Source organism: Roseovarius sp., from assembly GCF_040223625.1.
Classification (GTDB): domain Bacteria; phylum Pseudomonadota; class Alphaproteobacteria; order Rhodobacterales; family Rhodobacteraceae; genus Roseovarius.
Window position 1 is genome coordinate 54,656 of sequence record NZ_JAVKFX010000045.1, and the last position, 18,217, is coordinate 72,872.

The 18,217-nt window shown below is 68.2% G+C and carries 16 protein-coding genes; 9 read left to right on the forward strand and 7 right to left on the reverse strand.

Annotated features, from left to right (window positions below; translation table 11 throughout):
- Positions 1–7: 7 nt before the first annotated feature.
- Entirely contained in the window at positions 8–1,393 is a 1,386-nt protein-coding gene (locus tag RLN94_RS13600; protein ID WP_350124112.1) for a diguanylate cyclase, read from the reverse strand.
- 86 nt (positions 1,394–1,479) lie between these two features.
- Here RLN94_RS13600 and RLN94_RS13605 point away from each other — a divergent pair, with 86 nt between their 5' ends.
- The 7 genes from RLN94_RS13605 to RLN94_RS13635 all read left to right on the forward strand — a co-directional run bounded on the left by RLN94_RS13605 (position 1,480) and on the right by RLN94_RS13635 (position 7,881).
- On the forward strand, positions 1,480–1,764 hold the full coding sequence (locus RLN94_RS13605) for a DUF3572 domain-containing protein (protein ID WP_350124116.1): 285 nt from the start codon (positions 1,480–1,482) through the stop codon (positions 1,762–1,764).
- Positions 1,765–1,773: 9 nt separating this feature from the next.
- Positions 1,774–2,478, forward strand: coding sequence for an HAD family hydrolase (locus tag RLN94_RS13610; RefSeq protein ID WP_350124119.1), 705 nt, complete (start codon positions 1,774–1,776; stop codon positions 2,476–2,478).
- Positions 2,475–3,368 carry a DMT family transporter gene (locus tag RLN94_RS13615; RefSeq protein ID WP_350124122.1) on the forward strand — a complete coding sequence of 298 codons (894 nt, stop codon included), beginning with the start codon at positions 2,475–2,477 and terminating at the stop codon, positions 3,366–3,368. The genes RLN94_RS13610 and RLN94_RS13615 overlap by 4 nt, the downstream gene beginning before the upstream one ends.
- Positions 3,369–3,456: 88 nt before the next feature.
- Positions 3,457–5,019: a trimethylamine methyltransferase family protein gene (locus RLN94_RS13620; RefSeq protein WP_350158980.1), complete on the forward strand. Its 1,563-nt coding sequence runs from the start codon at positions 3,457–3,459 to the stop codon at positions 5,017–5,019.
- 124 nt (positions 5,020–5,143) lie between these two features.
- Positions 5,144–5,740 carry a heme NO-binding domain-containing protein gene (locus RLN94_RS13625; RefSeq protein WP_350124128.1) on the forward strand — a complete coding sequence of 199 codons (597 nt, stop codon included), beginning with the start codon at positions 5,144–5,146 and terminating at the stop codon, positions 5,738–5,740.
- Complete coding sequence (locus RLN94_RS13630) at positions 5,737–6,783, forward strand: diguanylate cyclase domain-containing protein (RefSeq protein WP_350124131.1); 1,047 nt, start codon at positions 5,737–5,739, stop codon at positions 6,781–6,783. Before RLN94_RS13625 ends, RLN94_RS13630 begins: the two co-directional genes overlap by 4 nt.
- Positions 6,784–6,867: 84 nt before the next feature.
- On the forward strand, positions 6,868–7,881 hold the full coding sequence (locus tag RLN94_RS13635) for an NAD-dependent epimerase/dehydratase family protein (protein WP_350124134.1): 1,014 nt from the start codon (positions 6,868–6,870) through the stop codon (positions 7,879–7,881).
- 184 nt (positions 7,882–8,065) lie between these two features.
- Here RLN94_RS13635 and RLN94_RS13640 read toward each other — a convergent pair whose 3' ends face one another.
- Positions 8,066–8,671, reverse strand: coding sequence for a flavin reductase family protein (locus RLN94_RS13640; protein ID WP_350124137.1), 606 nt, complete (start codon positions 8,669–8,671; stop codon positions 8,066–8,068).
- Positions 8,672–8,774: 103 nt separating this feature from the next.
- Here RLN94_RS13640 and RLN94_RS13645 point away from each other — a divergent pair, with 103 nt between their 5' ends.
- Both RLN94_RS13645 and RLN94_RS13650 read left to right on the forward strand, forming a co-directional pair.
- Positions 8,775–9,257 carry a GNAT family N-acetyltransferase gene (locus RLN94_RS13645; RefSeq protein ID WP_350124140.1) on the forward strand — a complete coding sequence of 161 codons (483 nt, stop codon included), beginning with the start codon at positions 8,775–8,777 and terminating at the stop codon, positions 9,255–9,257.
- A gap of 53 nt (positions 9,258–9,310) precedes the next feature.
- Positions 9,311–10,078, forward strand: coding sequence for an EcsC family protein (locus RLN94_RS13650; protein ID WP_350124143.1), 768 nt, complete (start codon positions 9,311–9,313; stop codon positions 10,076–10,078).
- A gap of 2 nt (positions 10,079–10,080) precedes the next feature.
- Here RLN94_RS13650 and RLN94_RS13655 read toward each other — a convergent pair whose 3' ends face one another.
- The 5 genes from RLN94_RS13655 to RLN94_RS13675 form a co-directional block, all read right to left on the reverse strand.
- Positions 10,081–10,476: a hypothetical protein gene (locus tag RLN94_RS13655; protein WP_350124146.1), complete on the reverse strand. Its 396-nt coding sequence runs from the start codon at positions 10,474–10,476 to the stop codon at positions 10,081–10,083.
- Positions 10,477–10,972: 496 nt separating this feature from the next.
- The gene (gene ptsP / locus RLN94_RS13660; protein ID WP_350124149.1) at positions 10,973–13,222 is read right to left on the reverse strand and encodes a phosphoenolpyruvate--protein phosphotransferase; all 2,250 of its coding nucleotides are present in this window, start codon (positions 13,220–13,222) and stop codon (positions 10,973–10,975) included.
- 58 nt (positions 13,223–13,280) lie between these two features.
- Positions 13,281–14,519, reverse strand: a complete 1,239-nt coding sequence (locus RLN94_RS13665; protein WP_350124152.1) for an aspartate kinase — start codon at positions 14,517–14,519, stop codon at positions 13,281–13,283.
- Between the two features lie 443 nt (positions 14,520–14,962).
- Complete coding sequence (locus tag RLN94_RS13670) at positions 14,963–16,990, reverse strand: capsule polysaccharide biogenesis protein (RefSeq protein WP_502949406.1); 2,028 nt, start codon at positions 16,988–16,990, stop codon at positions 14,963–14,965.
- On the reverse strand, positions 16,987–18,132 hold the full coding sequence (locus RLN94_RS13675) for a polysaccharide biosynthesis/export family protein (protein ID WP_350124155.1): 1,146 nt from the start codon (positions 18,130–18,132) through the stop codon (positions 16,987–16,989). The genes RLN94_RS13670 and RLN94_RS13675 overlap by 4 nt, the downstream gene beginning before the upstream one ends.
- Positions 18,133–18,217 lie beyond the last annotated feature (85 nt).

An 18,217-nucleotide genomic window follows, 5' to 3' on the forward strand; every position in this document is an offset into this window, starting at 1 on the left:
CCGTACGTCAGGCGGCCGGGCGGCGGCAGACGGTGACGGTGTCGCGCCCGCCGTTCTTGGAGCCGTAGAGCGCCTTGTCGGCCTCGGCCACCAGCTTGGCGACATCGGTCTTCGGCCCTGCGGGACCCGGCGTGGCGAGCGAGGCGCCGATGCTGACGGTCACCCGCACCGGCCCGCCGCAGGCCAGCGGCACCGCCGTGTCGCGCACGACCCGGCGCAGGCGGTCGGCGAGGTCGCGAACCTCCGCGAGCGAGGTGCCGGGCAGGGCGATCAGGAATTCCTCGCCGCCGATCCGGGCGATCATGCTGTCGGCGGGCAGGGCGGCGCGCATCCGTGCCGAGACCTGCGCCAGCACCGCGTCCCCGGCGGCGTGGCCGTGGGTGTCGTTGACCGACTTGAAGTGGTCGAGATCGGCGACGAGCACGGCGCAGGTCTGGCCGGTGTCCTGTGCGGCGGTGAGCATCCGCTTGACGTAGCTGAGCGCGTAACGGCGGTTGTAGAGGCCGGTGAGCGGGTCGCTGACGGCGGCCTGGAGCCCGTCCTCGAGCTTGTGGCGCAGGGCGTCGCCGCGCGATTTCTGCGAGAGCTGGAACGACAGGCGGAGCGACAGTTCGAGGTCGTCGGTGGTGTCGGGCAGGGCGTCATGCGCGCCCATGTCGAGGATCGGCGCGGCAAGGTGCATCACATCCGGGTCGAGCAGGGCCAGGACGCGGGCGCGCCGGGTGCTGGGCGCGGCCTGAAGCTCGGCCAGGAGGCTCAGGCCCGGGCGGGTGTTGCGGGAGCCGACCTGCAGGACGATGGCGTCCGGCCGGCGCCGAAGCGCCTTGGCCGTGCCGGGCTCGTCGAGGCCGAGCGCCATGATGTCATGGGCGGTGCCGGCGGCAAGGCGGGCGCGCAGCGCCTCGGCCTGCGGGCGGGTGGCGGCGAGGACGGCAACGCTTTGCCGCGGTTGGAACGCCGCCGGTTCCTCGGCAAAGCCGAGGGCGTCGAAGGTGTCGGCCGGCATCCCGAGATCGCTGTCGATCTGGCGGTGCCGCATGATCGAGCGGAGCCGGGCCAGCAGCACGTTCTCGTCATAGGGCTTGGTGATCACGTCGGCGGCGCCCGCCCGCAGCGCGCCGATGCGGCGGCCGCCGTGATCGTCTGGCAGGAGGGCCACCAGGGGCGGTGCGGGCGTGCCGGTGGCAGCCTGAAGCGCCGTGGCGAATTCGGCCAGGGGTATGTCGGGCAGGTCGCCGGCGATCACCACGTCGGGGCGGGCCCGGCGGGCCAGCCCGAGCGCGTCATGGCCGCTGCCGGCCTGGATCACGCGGTAGAACGCCGCCGAGAGCGTCACCTTCAACACGATCCGGTTGGTTGCCAGCGCGTCGACAATCAGAATTCTTCCTGTCATCAACGAAAGACCTTCAGACTTGTTCTTTCCGTCATGTCGACTATCCATGTCAGAAGTTAAGAAAACCTTTCCGGGAATTAACGCAGTTGAATCCGAAGCAGGAATCCGCCGAAGCGATCGCGTTGCAGGCCCTCGGCTGGCTGGCCGGGAATGACGAGCTGTTGCCGGTCTTCCTCGGTGCCTCGGGCGCGTCGGAGGCGGACCTGCGGGCGGGCGCCGAAGACCCTGATTTTCTTGGCTCCGTGCTGGATTTCATCCTGATGGACGATGCCTGGGTGCTGGCCTTCTGCGCCGACACGGGGCTTGACACCAGCGCGCCGATGGCCGCCCGCGCGGCCCTTCCCGGGGGCACGCAGGTGCATTGGACGTAAGGGCAGATCGTGAAGAAACCGGTTACGAAGCTTGACGGGCTGCTCTTCGACAAGGACGGCACGCTGTTCGATTTCCACGCCACGTGGAGCGCCTGGGCCAAGGGGCTGATCGTCACGCTGGCCGAGGGCCGGCCGGGCGTGGCCGAGGCGCTGGCCGCGGCGCTGGAATTCGACCTCGAGGCGGAGCGGTTCCGCCCCGGCAGCCCCGCCATCGCCAGCCCGAACCGCGAGGTTGTGGCCTGTGTGGCCGGCGCGCTGGGCACCGCCGACGTGGACGCGGTCGAGGCGGTGCTGGACTATCACGCGCGGCATGCGCCGCTGTCGCCCGCCGTGCCGCTGGCGCCGTTGCTGGAGGGGCTGCGGGCGCAGGGGCTGATCCTGGGCGTGATGACGAATGACAGTGAATCGACGGCGCATGTGCACCTGAAGGCGGCCGGGGTGGCGGAGTTGTTCGACTTCGTCGCGGGCTACGATTCGGGCTATGGCGCCAAGCCCGAGCCCGGCCCGCTGCTGGCCTTCGCGCGTGCCCATGGCCTGAGGCCCGGGCGGGTGGCGATGGTGGGCGACAGCACGCATGACCTGCTGGCCGGGCGGGCCGCGGGGATGCAGACGCTGGCGGTGCTGACCGGTGCGGCCGGGGCCGGCGAGCTTGCGCCCTTCGCCGATCATGTGCTGGCGCATATCGGAGAGATCCCGGACTGGCTGGCGGCATGAGCCGGCATCCGCTTTACGGTATCCTGCTGGCCACCGCCGGGGCGCTGTTCCTGACGCCGGATGCGCTGTTCATGCGCCTGTCGGGGATGGACGGGTTCCAGATGGTCGCGTGGCGCGGGATGCTGATGGGCTCTGTCATGGTGCTGGGTTGGGCGGTGCTGAGCCGTGACCGGCGGGGCGATATCCGCCAGTTGGCCACCGGCGCCGGGGTGGCGATCATGGGCTGCCAGCTTCTCAACTCGGTCTTTTTCTGTCTCGGCATCGCCTCGGCCCCGGCGGCGGTGGTGCTGATCGGGGTGGCGGCGGTGCCGGTCTGTTCGGCGCTGCTGAGCCGGGTGATCCTGGCCGAGCCGACGCGCCTGGCGACCTGGGTGGCGATGGCGGCGGTGATGGCGGGGATCGCGATCGCCGTCTCGGGCGGGGATGGCGAGGATGTGACGCTGAACCTGCGGGCGCTGGCCGGGGCCGGGTTCGGGCTGGCCGTGGCGCTGATGCTGGCGCTCAACTTCACCATCCTTCGGGCGCGGCCGGGCCTGCCGATCATGCTGGTGATCGGGGTGGGGGCGTGGATGGCCGGGCTGACCGGGCTGACGATCACCGGGTTCGGCGAGATGACCGAGGGCCGGCCATGGGCGATGGTGATGACGGGGGCGGTGATCCTGCCGGTGTCGTTCTTCACCCTGTCGCTGGCGTCGCGCCATACGCAGGCGGCGAATGTAAGCCTGCTGATGCTGCTGGAGACGGTGCTGGCGCCGGTCTGGGTGTGGATCGGGGTGGGCGAGCGGCCGACGGTGAACATGGCCATCGGCGGCGCCGTCGTGGTCGTGAGCCTGGCGGTCTACCTGATCGTGACCGGCCGGGGGCTTCGGCCAAAACAGGCGCACGGGTAGAACAAAAGCGACATGTCGTGTCGCTAACCGGCATTTTCCTGTCAATCACCGGTGCTGTCATGCCGGACAGTGGAAACAGGAGTCTCCCATGGCAGTAGAAGCCAAACGCAGGAAGCGCGGCGGCGGCCGCGCGGGCAATGCCGAACGCCGGGGCACCGCGGTCATCGAACAGATGCCTTGGGGCCCGCCGGTTAATATCGATCGACCGGTCGAGCCATTGGACGAGGCCGGCGTTCAGGCGATCCATGACGGCGCGATGCGGATCCTCGAGGAGATCGGGATCGAGTTCCTGAACCCCGAAGCTTTAGAAATCCTTAAAGCGTCGGGCGGCTGCACCGTGGAGGGCGAGAACGTCCGCATGGGCCGCGATTTCGTCATGGAGATGATCGCCAAGGCGCCCGAGCAATGGACGATCACCCCGCGCAACCCCGACCGGATGCTGACCATCGGCGGGCCGCACTTGAATTTCGGCAACGTGTCGTCTCCTCCCAGCTACTGGGACATGAATATCGGACGGAAGGTGACCGGCACGCGCGAGATGTGCGCGAACCTGCTGAAGCTGAGCCAGTACTTCAACTGCATCCATTTCGTCGGCGGCTACCCGGTGGAGCCGCAGGACGTGCACCCCTCGATCCGCCATCTCGACGTGCTCTATGACAAGCTGACGCTGACCGACAAGGTGGCGCATGCCTATTGCCTGGGCAAGGAGCGGGTCGAGGACGTGATGGAGATGGTGCGGATCGCCGGCGGGCTGACCAGCGACGAGTTCGAGGCTAGGCCGCACATGTACACCAACATCAATTCGACCTCGCCCTTGAAGCATGACTATCCGATGCTGGATGGCTGGATGCGGATTGCCCGGCGCAACCAGGGGCTGGTGGTGACGCCCTTCACGCTGGCGGGCGCGATGGCGCCGGTGACGATGGCGGGGGCTGTGGCGCAGTCGCTGGCCGAGGGGCTGTGCGCGGTGGTGCTGGCGCAGCTCATTCGGCCGGGGGCGTGCTGTGCCATCGGCACGTTCACCTCCAACGTCGACATGAAGTCGGGCGCGCCGGCCTTCGGCACGCCGGAATACATGCGGGCGACGCAGATGACCGGGCAGCTGGCGCGGTTCTACAAGCTGCCGATGCGGGCCAGCGGCGTCTGCGCCGCGAACGTGCCGGACGGGCAGGCGATGTGGGAGACCTCGAACAGCCTGTGGTCGGGGGTGCAGGCCGGGGCGCACATGATCTATCACGCCGCCGGCTGGCTGGAGGGCGGGCTGATCGCGAGCCCGGAGAAGTTCGTCATGGATTGCGAGGTGTTGCAGCAGATCCAGCGTTACATGGACCCGATGCTGACCTTGACCGGGCCGGACGAGATCGCCTTCGACGCGGTGCGCGAGGTGGGCGACCAGGGCCACTTCTTCGGCATCCAGCATACGCAGGACCGGTACACCACGGCCTTCTACCAGCCCTTCCTGAGCGACTGGCGGAACTACGAGGCGTGGGAGGCTGCGGGAAGCCGGTGGACGGCGGAGCGCGCGCACCAGGTCTATCGCGACATCATCGCGAGTTTCGAGGCGCCGGCGATGGACGAGGGCATCCGCGAGGAGCTGGCGGCCTTTGTCGACCGCCGCAAGGAAGAGGGCGGGGCGCCGACGGATTTCTAAACGATTTTCAGGATTTCCGCCCGCCGGGGCGCGTGGCGCCGGGGGCGGAATTGCCGAAACGCGAATTTATTGACACTTCTTTAACGTCGGCCTGTCACATATACCCGCGTCTTGGAGGCAGAGTATGCACGGGCTGATCAACCAGGCCATCGAGCGTTTCGCGCGCGGCACATACGGAGACGGGTTCTGGGAGGGGGTGTGCCGCCGCCGGAACCTGCCGGTCTTGTCCTTCGAGGCCATGCAGAGCTATGACCCCGAGGTGACGGAGGCGTTGCTTGACGGCATCGCCGACGCGCTGGGCAAGGCGCGGAGCGAGGTGCTGGAGGATATCGGCACCTTCCTGGTCTCCTCGCCCTCGACCGTGGCGCTTCGGCGGCTGCTGCGTTTCGGGGGCACCGGGTTCGTCGACTTCCTTCTTTCGCTGGACGATCTGCCCGCGCGCGTCAGGCTGGCGGTGCCGGAGCTGGAGCTGCCGCAGATGGAGCTGCGCGAGCACGGGGCGCGGTCGTTCAGCTTCGTGGTGCGGACGGACGGGGCGGGCAAGCCGTGGTTCGGGCACGTGATGGTGGGCCTGTTGCGGGCGATGGCGGATGATTACGGCGCGCTCGTGGTGCTGGAGCATATGGGGGCGAGCCCGGGGCGCGAGATCATCGCGATCATGCTGCTGGAGGCGTCGTTCGCCGAGGGCCGGGCGTTCGATCTCGGGGCGCGGGCGCCATGAGTTTCGCAGGCCTCGATGCGGAGACGCTGGGCACGGTGCTCGACACGCTCTGCCCGATGCACCTGCTGCTCGACGGCACGGGGCATATCCGCCATGCCGGCCCGGCGATGCGCAAGCTGAGCCCCGGCGGGACGCCGGAGGGGATGCACCTGAGCGAGCTGCTGGACCTGCGCCGCCCGCGCGCCTCGGACCGGATGGAGGCGCTGCTGGCGCTGGCGGGGCGGAAGCTGCATTTCGCGCTGCGCACGCCGCCACGGACCGAGCTGAAGGGCGTGCTGGTGCCGCTGCCGGCAGAGGCGGGGGCGGCGGGGGCGGAGGCGCCGGCGGGCGCGGTGCTGAACCTGTCCTTCGGAATCTCGATCGTCGACGCGGTGCGGGATTTCGCCCTGACCAGCGCCGATTTCGCCGCCACCGACCTGGCCATCGAGATGCTCTACCTCGTCGAGGCGAAATCGGCCGCGATGGAGGAGCTGCGGCGGCTGAACACGCGGCTGGACGGCGCGCGGATCGAGGCGCTGGAGGCATCGGTGACCGACAAGCTGACCGGGCTGCGCAACCGCCGCGCGCTGGAGCCAGTCTTGTCGCGGATGGCCGAGACGGGGACGGATTTCGCGCTGATGCATCTCGACCTCGACCACTTCAAGCATGTGAACGACACCTATGGCCATGCCGCCGGCGATGCGGTGCTGCAGGCCGTGGCCAGCCGGCTGACGGGCTGCACCCGCGAGCGCGACACGCTGATCCGCATCGGCGGGGACGAATTCCTGCTGGTGCTGCCTGGCCATTCAAGGACCGAGACGGTGGCCGACCTGGCGCACCGGCTGATCCGGGAGATCTCGCGCCCGGTGCCGTTCGGCGAGCGGCTGTTGAAGGTGGCGGCCAGCGTGGGGGCGAGCCTGAGCCGGGATTACCAGCCGCTCGACCCGGTGCGGATGATGCATGACGCCGACACCGCGCTTTACGCCGCGAAGGCGGCGGGGCGCGGCATCTACCGGCTGTACACGCCCGAACTGGGGCAAATGGGGGCGGGCGGCCCGGGCTGACCGCGGGCGGGCCCCGGCAAAGCTTGTGCCGCGAGGGCCCAGGGGCTATCGATTCGATACAAGAATGATCGGGGCGGAGCGGGCATGACACGGGTTTTCATCACCGGCACGGCGGGGTTCATCGGCTATCACCTGGCCCGCCTGCTGCTGGACGAGGGGATCGAGGTGCATGGCTTCGACGGGATGACGGATTACTACGATGTCAGCCTGAAGGAGCGCCGCCACCAGATGCTGCACCAGAAGCCGGGCTTTGCCGCGACCGAGGCGATGCTGGAGGATCAGGTCGCGCTGGATGCGGCGGTGGACGGGTTCGGGCCGGACGTGATCGTGCACCTCGCGGCGCAGGCCGGGGTGCGCTATAGCCTCGAGGCGCCACGGGCCTATATCGATGCCAACGTGGTGGGCACGTTCAACGTGATGGAGGCGGCGCGGCGGCACGAGGTGCGGCACCTGCTGATGGCCTCGACCAGTTCGGTCTATGGCGCCGAGACGGAGATGCCGTACCGGGAGACGCAGAAGGCCGACACGCAGATGACGATCTACGCGGCCACCAAGAAGGCCTGCGAGGCGATGGGCCATTCCTATGCGCATCTGTGGAACCTGCCGACGACGATGTTCCGGTTCTTCACGGTCTATGGTCCGTGGGGGCGGCCGGACATGGCGCTGTACAAGTTCGTCGACGCGATCCTCGAGGATCGGCCGATCGACGTCTACAATCACGGCGAGATGTTCCGGGATTTCACCTATGTCGACGACCTGGTGCGGGGCATCCGGCTGTTGATCGACGCGGCGCCGGTGCGGCCCGAGAGCCCCGAGGATATCGCCGAGGGCGACAGCCTGTCGCCGGTGGCGCCCTACCGGGTGGTCAATATCGGCAATTCGCAGACCGTGCGCCTGCTGGATTTCGTCGAGGCGATCGAGGAGGCGCTGGGGAAAAAGGCGCAGCGCAACCTGATGGAGATGCAGAAGGGCGACGTGCCGGCCACATGGGCGGATGCCAGCCTGTTGCAGAGCCTGACGGGCTATCGCCCCGAGACGGATGTGCGCGAGGGGATCGCGCGGTTCGTGGCGTGGTTCCGGGAGTATTATGGGAAGTAGGGGGCGCTGCTTTGGCACTCTTGCATTGCCTCGAGCGTGACGATGGCGCAGCAAGATCCGTCGAACCTCCGATCCTGATTATTTCAAGGTTCGAAACGGGGCAGGGGGCGCTGCCCCCGCCGTTGAAATCCCGAAGGATTTCAACGACTCCCCCGGAGTATTTCGGGAAAGATGAAGCAGGGGCCTATTCGCCGGGGCGTTTGAGCGAGAATTTCTCGCGCACGACGGAGTAGTCGCGGTAGCCCATGCGCGCCAGCGGGTTGAAGCGGAGCACGTCGAAGATGCCGTCGACGAGGCAGTCGTCGCGCATGTGGATGCCGGTGACCTCGCCGAAAACGGTGAAATTGGCCTCGCCGGGCAGTTTGACGATCTGGGTGAGCTTGCATTCGAGCGAGGCGGGGGCGTTGGCGACGCGCGAGCAGGGGATGGTTTCACACTCGGTGCGCTCGATGCCGGCGAGCTCGAACTCGTCGACCTCCTTTTCCCAGGGGCCGGAGGATTTGTTCATCACGTCGCGCATGGCGTATTCGACGATGTTGACGCAGAAGAAACCGGTGTCGCGGATGTTGGCAACGCTGTCCTTGGTGCCGTCGCGATCCTCCTTGGCGGAGGTGGAGGCGAACATCACCTGCGGCGGCACGTAGGCCACGGCGTTGAAGAAGGAATAGGGGGCGAGGTTTTCGGAGCCGTCGCTGCCGCGGGTCGAGATCCAGCCGATGGGCCGGGGCGTGACGATGGCGTTGAACGGGTTGTGGGGCAGGCCGTGGCCGTCTTCGGGTTTGTAGAACATGGGGCTCCCTTGTGTGGGGCTTGCACCCCGACTGTAGTTGCGGTTTGAACCAGCCCTAACCGCGTGATACGCGACTATCTACCTGTTTTTCGAGGGGCGGGCGGTGTTTTCACTCAAGGAAGAAACCTCCGACGACTGGTGGGAGGTCGAGGCGCTTTACGATCTTTGTTTCGCGCCGGGGCGCGAAGCGCTGTCGTCGTACCGGCTGCGCGAGGGCGTGGCGCGGGTGGCGGAGCTGTGCCTGGTGGCGCGGGAGGAGGGGATCGTGGCGGGCGCGATCCGGTTCTGGCCGGTGCTGGTGGGGGGGCAGCGGACGCTGCTTCTGGGCCCGGTGGCGGTGCACCCGACGCACCAGGGCGAGGGGCTGGGCGGGTTCCTGATCCTCGAAAGCCTGGACCGGGCGCGGGAGCTGGGCTGGGAGCGGGCGATGCTGGTGGGGGATGCGCCCTATTACGGGCGGTTCGGGTTTCACCGGCTGGAAGGCGTCGAGATGCCGCCGCCGACCAACCCCGCAAGGGTTCTGGGCGTGGCGCTGGCCGAGGGGGCGTGGGACGGGGTCACCGGGCCGGTGACACGCTGCGCTTGAAACGGGGGGCGTTTGCGCCGATCTTCAGGGGGTAGCCTGTGAAGGAGTGGCGGATGGAGATTCTCGAAGCCCCGATTACGCCGGAGGCCGTGGAGGCGCGGCTGAAAGTGCTGGCCCAGCGGCATTCGCGGGCCAGCAACGTGGGCATCCAGGTGCTGAACGTGATCGACGGGCAGGCGGAGACGTTGTTGAACCGGCTGCCCAATGGCGTGCGTACGCAATTGGCCGAGCGAACCGACCAGGCGCTGACCCTGGCGATGGACGCCGCGCACCGGTCGCGGGGGGTGGTCGAGGTCAGCCCGAGCTGGATGGGCCGGGCGCTGACCACGGCGATGGGGGCGGCCGGCGGCATGGGCGGTTTGCCCACGGCGCTGGCGGAACTGCCGGTGACGGTGACGGTGCTGCTGCGGACGATCCAGGACGTGGCGGTGGAGCACGGGTTCGATCCGGCCGAGCCGGGGGTGCAGTATGACTGTATCCAGGTATTCGCGGCGGCCGGGCCGCTGGATCATGACGACGGGTCGGACCTGGCGTTCCTGAGCACGCGGATGGCGGTGACCGGGACGGCGATCAAGTCATTGATTGCAAGGGTCGCGCCAAGGTTGGCGACGGTGCTGGGCCAGAAGCTGGCGGCGCAGACCGTGCCGGTGCTGGGCGCGGCGGCGGGGGCGGCCACGAATTACGCCTATACCAGCTATTACCAGCAGATGGCGCATGTGCATTTCGGCCTGCGGCGGCTGGCGATCGACGCCGGCAAGCCGCATGGCGAGGTGATCGAGGATTTCCGCAAGCTGGTCGAGGTGCCGGTGAAAAAGGCCTGACGTCAGCCGGCGTCGACCGCCTCGTAGAGGATGTGCAGGATGTCCGGTTGCGGGCTGAAGCGCAGGGTGGCGGAATCGTACTCGGTCAGCGCGGCGAGGATGGCGCCGTTGGTGATGTCGGCGGCCATGCCGTTCGGCCAGAAATAGCGGCGGCGGCGCTGGCAGAGCAGGATCATCTGGGTGCGCCAGGCCGCGTTCTGCCAGCCGCAGGCGGCGCCGAGTTCGGGCGCCGTGCTGTCGGGGGCGTCAAGCAGGGCCTGGATGGCGCGGCGCTCGTTCGGCGTGAGGGGGATGTCGGCGAAGGCCTGTTCCACCCGCTCGCGGCGCGGCAGGGCGGCGAGGGCCGAGGCATCGGCCGGCGCGTGATGGTTGGCCGGGCCGGGCACGGGCATCGACATGGAGGCCGGCCGGCGGAGCGGTGGTAAACAATTGGTTAACGGATGGGGGGATGTGCCCGTAAGCGCCATGGTGCTGTCGTCCTCAATTGTGGCGCTATGGTTGCGCCTTGGAAAGAACGGTAGCAGGACACGGTTTGTTCCTCAAGCCGGGTGATATTATTCAGTTTGTGAATCAGGCGGTTAAGGAACGGTTTTCAAGTCGTTCGGGGCGGGGGGTACTAGCCTTGGTATTGGTCCCATGCGGAGGCCCCGATTCTTGCGGTGACTGAAAAGTCACAGGGGTCGGGGAGATTTTTCGACGCTTTCGCTTCAGGGCACTTTCAGCCCGGAATAAAGCCGCGCCAAAGCGCGGCGCCGGGCAGCGCCCGACCGCCCCCCGGGCGGGCGCTTCTGCAACGGGGCCATGCGGAGCCATCGTTGGATGTGGGCTGCGCAATAAATCGACCATCAAGACCGATGGTGCGCCCACCTGCGGTCGGGCGCTGCCCGGCGGGGCCTACAGCTTCCCGCGCAGGTACTCCATCACCTGGGGCCGGACGGATTGCACGCCGGCCTCGCGGGCCTCGTGGATGACCGCACGGAGTTCGGAGAGGTCGGTGCGCCGGAGGATGGACTTGACCGGGCCGATGGAGGCCGGGCGCATCGAGAGCGAGCGCAGGCCGATGGCGGCCATGCAGGCGGCCTCGACCGGGCGGCCGGCATCCTCGCCGCAGAAGGAGAGCGGTGTGCCAAGCCGGTTGCAGCGGTCGACGATGCCTTCGAGGAAGGTCAGGAAGCTGACGTTCAACGTGTCGTAGCGCTTGCGGACCAGCTCGTTCTCGCGGTCGGCGGCGAAGAAGAACTGTTTCAGGTCGTTGCCGCCGATCGAGAGGAAATCGACCTCGCGGTAGAAGCTGTCGGGCGCGAAGGCCAGCGACGGGGTTTCCAGCATCGCGCCGACCTCGAGCGAGGCGGGGAGCGTGTGGCCGAGGATGCGCTCGCGTTCGAGCGCCTTGTCCATCTCGGCCCGGGCGGCGGTGTATTCCTCGCGCTGGGCGACGAAGGGGAACATGACCGAAAGCGGCCGGCCGTTGGCGGCGCGGATGAGCGCCTGAAGCTGCATCCGCATGACGCCGGGCTTGTCGAGCCCCACGCGCACCGCGCGCCATCCGAGCGCCGGGTTGGGCTCGTCGGTGGCGGTCATGTAGGGGAGCACCTTGTCGGAACCGATATCGAGCGTGCGGAAGGTGACGCGCTTGTCGTGGGCGGCGTCCATCACGCGGGCGTAGAGCTCGCTCAGTTCGGCCCGCTTGGGCATGTGGTTGCGGATGAGGAATTGCAGTTCCGTGCGGAAGAGGCCCACCCCCTCGGCGCCGGAGCCGTCGAGGCTGGGCAGGTCGGCCATGAGGCCGGCGTTCATCAGAAGCGCGATCCGCGTGCCGCAGGTGGTTTCGGCGGGCTTGTCGCGGATCGAGGCGTAGCGTTCCTGGGCCTTGGCGGCCATCGCCATCTTGTCGCGGAAGGCGGTGACGACGGTTTCGTCGGGGCGCAGGTGGGCGACGCCCTGATCGCCGTCGACAAGGATCAGGTCGCCGTTCAGCGCCTCGGTGGTGATGCGCTCGGCATGGATGACGAGGGGGATGGCCAGCGCCCGGGCGACGATGGCCGCGTGGCTGCCGACCGAGCCTTCCTCGAGCACGATGCCCTTGAGGCGGCGGCCATAGTCGAGCAGTTCGGCGGGGCCGATATTGCGGGCGATGAGGATCGGGTCGGGCGGCATTTCCGCCCCGGTTTCGTTGCCCTGCCCGGTGAGGATGCGCAGGAGGCGGTTCGACAGGTCGTCGAGGTCGTGGAGCCGGTCGCGCAGGTAGGGATCGGTCACCTGGGACATGCGGGCGCGGGCGACGGATTGTTCCTTTTCCACCGCCGCCTCGGCCGACAGGCCGCGGGAGATGTCTTCCTCCATCCGGCGCATCCAGCCCTTGGAATTGGCGAACATGCGGTAGGCCTCGAGCACCTGGAGCTGTTCGCTGTCGCCGGTCTTGGCGTTGGACAGCATCCGGTCGACGCCGACGCGCAACTCGTCGACGGCGGCGGTGAGGCGTTCCATCTCGCGGTGGGGGTCGTCGGCGATTGGGTTGGTGACCACGACGCGCGGCTCGTGCAGCCAGACATGGCCCTGCGCCGCGCCTTCCTGTCCGGCGGCGCCGTGGAAGAGCACGGCCTGCTGGTGGCGGGCCTTCATCGCCGCCCCTTCGCCGACGAAGGCGCCGAGCTCGGCCATCTCGGCCAGCACCATGGCGACGACCTCGACGGCGTAGACCTCTTCTTCGGAGAAGATGCGGGCCTCTTTCGACTGGACCACCAGTACGCCGAGGGTCTCGCCCAGCCGCTGGACGGGGACGCCCAGCATCGAGCAATAGGCCTCTTCCCCGGTTTCCGGCATGTAGCGGAAGCCGCGAGTGCCGGGGGCGTCGTCGGTGTTGATGATGTGGCCACGCTGGGCGATGCGGCCGACGAGCCCTTCGCCGAGGCGCATGCGGGTCTGGTGCACGGCCTCGGGCTTGAGCCCCTCGGTGGCGCAGAGCTCGAGCGTGTCCTCGTCGCGGAAGAGGTAGATCGAACACACTTCGCAGTGCATTTCCTCGGCGATCAGCGAGGTGATCCGGTCAAGCCGCGTCTGGCCGGCCGCGTCCTCGGCCATCACCGAGCGCAGGCGGCCGAGCATCTGCCGGCTGTCGGTCTGATGTTCCTGCGGTGCAGTCATGCGCTTTGCGGGACCTGTCCTTGTGGCGGTCCGACCCTGTCACCCCGGCGCGGGAGTGTCAGGCCGCCTTTTCCAATCCGAAGGCATCATGCAGGGCCTGGACCGCGAGTTCCATATATTTCCGGTCGATCAGCACGGAAATCTTGATCTCGGAGGTTGCAATCACCTTGATGTTTATTCCCTCGGCACTGAGCGTCTTGAACATCGTGGCGGCGACGCCGGACTGGCTGCGCATGCCGATGCCGACGGCGGAGACCTTGGCCACCTCGGTATCGGCGATCAGGTCGTGGAAGTTGATGTGGCCGCGGGTCTTGGCCTCGCGGAGGGCCTTCTCGGCGCGGGTGACCTGGCCCACGGGGCAGGAGAAGGTCATGTCGGTGCGGCCCTCTTCCGAGATGTTCTGGACGATCATGTCGACGTTGACGCCGGCATCCGAGAGGGGGCCGAAGATGGCCGCGGCGATGCCGGGGCGGTCGGCGACGGAGACGAGGGTCATCTTCGCCTCGTCGCGGGAATAGGCGATGCCGTTGACGACGTTTGATTCCATGATTTCCTCCTCGGCACAGACCAGCGTGCCCGCGGTGTCCGACTGTTCCTCGAAACTGCTGAGAACGCGCAGTTTGACATTGTAACGCATGGCCAGTTCGACCGAGCGGGTTTGCAGCACCTTGGCCCCGAGGCTGGCCAGTTCCAGCATCTCCTCGAAGGCGATCTTGTCAAGCTTGCGGGCCTTGTTGGTGATCCGCGGGTCGGTGGTGTAGACGCCGTCGACATCGGTGTAGATGTCGCAGCGCTCGGCATCGAAGGCGGCGGCAAAGGCCACGGCGGTGGTGTCCGAGCCGCCCCGGCCCAAAGTGGTGATGCGGCCTTCGGGGCTAACCCCTTGAAAACCGGCGACAACGGCGACGCGCATCCCTTCGGAGAACTTGGCGTTGATGTTGTCGGTGGGGATCTCCTCGATCCGTGCGGCGGAGTGGGCGGAGGTGGTCTTGAGGGGCACCTGCCAGCCCTGCCAGCTTCGGGCGGGGACGTCCATTTCCTGCAAGGTGAGCGCCATGAGCCCGGCGGTGATGTTTTCGCCGGAGCTGACCACGGCGTCGTATTCGCGGGCGTCGTAGAAGGGCGAGATCTCGTCGACCCAGCCGACGAGTTCGTTGGTGCGGCCGGCCATGGCGGAGACGATGACGATGACGTCGTAGCCCTTGGCCACCTCGACGCCCACGCGCTTGGCGGCGCGGCGGATGCGGTCGATGTTGGCGACGGAGGTACCGCCGAATTTCATGACGAGAATGGGCATGGGGCGCATCCTTGGGCTTGGTCCGGGGGCGGTTTACGCGCGGTTTGGGACCGGCGCAAGTGGCGGCGATGCGGGGTGGCGGCGATTCGAAGGTTAACGGCGTTGTTTTGAAGGGAAGGGGACGTCGGTATCACGTCGGTATTTCGTCGGTATTGCGTCGGTGCGGGGCCGGTATCGGGCGAGTGTGAATGTGGCGTGCGGTGGAGTAAGGCACGAGATGTGGGTTGGGGTATAAAAACGGCACTGACAAGCGCCTTGCGCGGAACAAGGGCGAAGCCCGCCGCGCATCGCCGGGCCGCCCGGACGGCGCGGCGATTGGGTGAGGTGAGCGCGACCTCGCGAGGGTGGACGTGCTTGGCGGGGATAAAGTGGCGTCCACTCCCGCCGGTTCGCCGCACCGCGGCCCGGCGATGCGCGGCTTCTCGGCGTTGCGCGTCGGCTGCCTACCGCCACCACCCCGCGTAGGACGCAAACACCCCCTGCAGCTTCGCCAAAACCCGGTTGGCGCGGCTTGGGCGGGGCACCGTGCCCGCCGCCAGCCTCTCGGCCACCACCTCGACCGGGCAGGGGAGGTCGGTGACCGGGTCGTGGTAGCGGGGGTAGTCGATGAGGGTGGCGTGGACGAGGCCTTCGAGCGTAGGCCGGGCCGCGCGGCGGGCGGGGATGCGGCCGAGGTCTCGAGTGAGGCCCCAGCCGGCATAGAAGGGCGCGCCGGTGGTGGTGACTTTCACGCCGCGCAGGAGGGCCTCGAAGCCCATCAGCGAGGTCATGGTCCAGACCTCGTCGACGCGGTCGAGCAGTTCGGCGGGGTTGGTGCGGGGCAGGACCATGTTGGCGAGGCGGTCGAGGTCGGATTGATCCACGTGGCCGGTGCGCAGGCCCGCTTCGACATCCGGGTGGGGTTTGTAGAGGATGACCGCGTCGGGGTTCTCGGCGCGGGTCTTCTCGAGGAGCGCGAGGTTGGTGTGGATCTCGCCCGCGCCGAGCTTGATGGAGGCGTCGTCCTCGACCTGGCCGGGGACGAGGATCAGGTGGCCCGAAGGCAGGTCGGGGGCAGTGTCGCCGAGGTTGTACTTGCTGAGGCGCTGGCGGGTCAGCGTTTTGATCAGGGCCTCGGCGCGGGCCTGCTGGTCGGGGCGCAGCGTGGCGCGCTGGGCGATGAGGCGTTCGAGGCGGCTTTCCTTCGACGGGTCGTAGTAGATGCCGAGGTCGTCGCAGACCAGCGACAGCGGCGGGATCAGGTCGGCGCCGAGGCCGCGGGAGCGCAGGAAGCCGTCTTCCACCCGGACCGCGCCCTCGGGGGCTACGTCAGGCTTGGAGGCCCAGACCATGGCGGGGCGGGGCCCGGCGGGCAGGTTGTCGGCGGCGAAGCGCAGGGCCTCGTGCCGGCCGAAGAAGCGTTGCAGGGGTTTGCGTTTCCACAGGCGCATGGCGTAGGCGGCCCAGCCGTGGCGGTCTTCGCGCCAGGCGCGGGTTTGCGCCTCGAGCGCCGATATGGCGTCTTCCAGCGTGCCCAACCGGTCGCGGCAGGGGTCGTACCAGACCGGGTAGAGGATCATCGTGGCGGCGAAGAGCTGGGCCTTGGAGAGGCGGCGGCCGCGGCGGGGGAGGGTGAGCGGGTGGCGGTCTTCGGTGAGGCCCCAGCCGGCATAGAAGGGCTGGCCGAAGACCTTGGGGCGGTGGCCGGCGAAGATCGCCTCGAAGCCGAGTTGCGAGGAGACGGTATAGACGGCGATGGCGCCTTCGAGCAGGGCCCACGGGCTGACGCGGTCGGAGATGAAGAGCACCCGCCCGGTTTCGTCGGCGCCGGTGAAATAGCCGTCGCGGTGGGCGTGCTGGGTTTCGGGGTGGTTCTTGACGAGGATCCGGGCGCCGGGGTTCTCTTCCTGGGCGTAATAGAGCATCTCGCGGAAGGTGTTGGCGTCGGCATTGCCGTGGGTGACGCTGGCATCGTCCTTCGTCTGGTCGATGACGAGGACATAGCCGGGGTCCGGCACGGGGGTTTCGGGGTCGAAGCCGGTATACTTGGTGAGATGCGCCTCGTGGATGCGGGCGATGGCGCCGCGGGCGCGGTCCATCAGCACGGTATCGTCGAGCGGGTGGGTGGCCAGCAGGGTTTCGAGATCGGTGGGCGTGTTGGGGTTGAAATGGACGCCCTGGCTGTCGATGGCGAGGCCGATGGGCGGCTCTCCGCTGCGGCCGGGGAAGAGGGACCGGAGGAAGATGTCCTCGACCCGGATGAGGCCGGCGCCGGTGGCTTCGGCCACCTTCTCGCCACGCGTGGCGTAGGGGGAGTGGCCCCAGACGGCGATGAGATCGTCGGGCCCCGGCTTGCCGAGGCGGAGCGGGTAGCCTGCCAGTTCCATGATCCGGCGGGTGCGGCGCTGGCGGAAGAAGCCGGCGTTGAAATAGAAAACCCGCCGGTCACCTGCGTGGCCGGCGGGTTTGCCGTCATTGTCCGTGGGTGTCACGATCCGCCGAGCGTATCGACCGCCGTGGCCACGGACCCGATCGAGCCGAGCGAGCCGGTCAGGGCCGAGATCACCTTGCTCCACTGGGCGAAGGGCGCTTCGGTCACGTAGAGCGTGTCATCGTCGCGCACCGCGAAGTCGCGGGCCATGAACATGCCGTTCGGGCGGGTCAGGTCGAGCACGTAGACCATGCGCTGGGCGCCGATCAGGTCGTTGCGGCCCAGCACCATGTTGGCGATGTCCGCCGGTTCGTTGCGCAGGATGAAGACGCCCGTGGGATCGGCGGTCGACGATTGCAGGCCGCCCACCTGGGCGATGGCCTCGACCGCGGACAGGGTCGGGCTGTCGAAGGGCAGGCGGGCCTGGGCGCCGGTGGCGCCGAGGGCGGTGAAGGCGCGGGTGTCTTCCTCGACCAGGATCCGGTCGCCGCCGCGCAGGGCGATGTCGAAGCCGGGATGCTTGAAGAGGTCCTGGAACCAGACCTTGGAGCGCTGGTCGCCGCGCATCACGGTGATCTGGGCAACCTCGGGCTCGACCGTGACGCCGCCGGCGGCGGCCAGCATGGTCGAGAGCGTGCGGGTGGGCCGTTCGATCGGGTAGACGCCCTGGGCGCCGACCGAGCCGATCAGCGAGACGGTCGCCCCGTCACCGGCGAGTCGGCGCACCTCGACCTGGGGGTCGGGGGTCTGCACGTCGAGCTTCTGGGTGATGATCCGGCGGATCGCCTCGGGCGTGTTGCCGGCGGCGCGGATGCGGCCGGCGTAGGGGATGAAGATGAAGCCGGCGCCGTCGACCTGCACCTCGTCGAGCACGGCGGCGGAGACGCCCTCGTTGACGAGCAGGCCGTCCTCGACGTTTTCCCACACGGTGATGCCGAGCGTGTCGCCCGGACGGATCGTGTCGGAGCCGACGAGGCCGGCGCGCTTGAAGTCCTCGGTGAAGCCCAAGGCGGGCTGGACGGCGGTGGCGCGGGTGACGCGGTCGTTCACGGCGACGACGAAGGCATCGCCCTGACGCTGGACCGAGCCGGCGTAGATTTCACGTTTGTTGGGACCGACACGGGGCAGGCCACAGGAGGCGACCATCGCCACAACGAGAGTCAGGGCGACGGTTCTCGCCCAGCGGGTTGAACGGGTTTTCACTGCTCGGTCTCCTCGACCTATTATTATTCTGCCTCAGGTTTTTCTTCCAAGGTAACGGAATCCGAAGGAAAAATCCAGCGCTAGA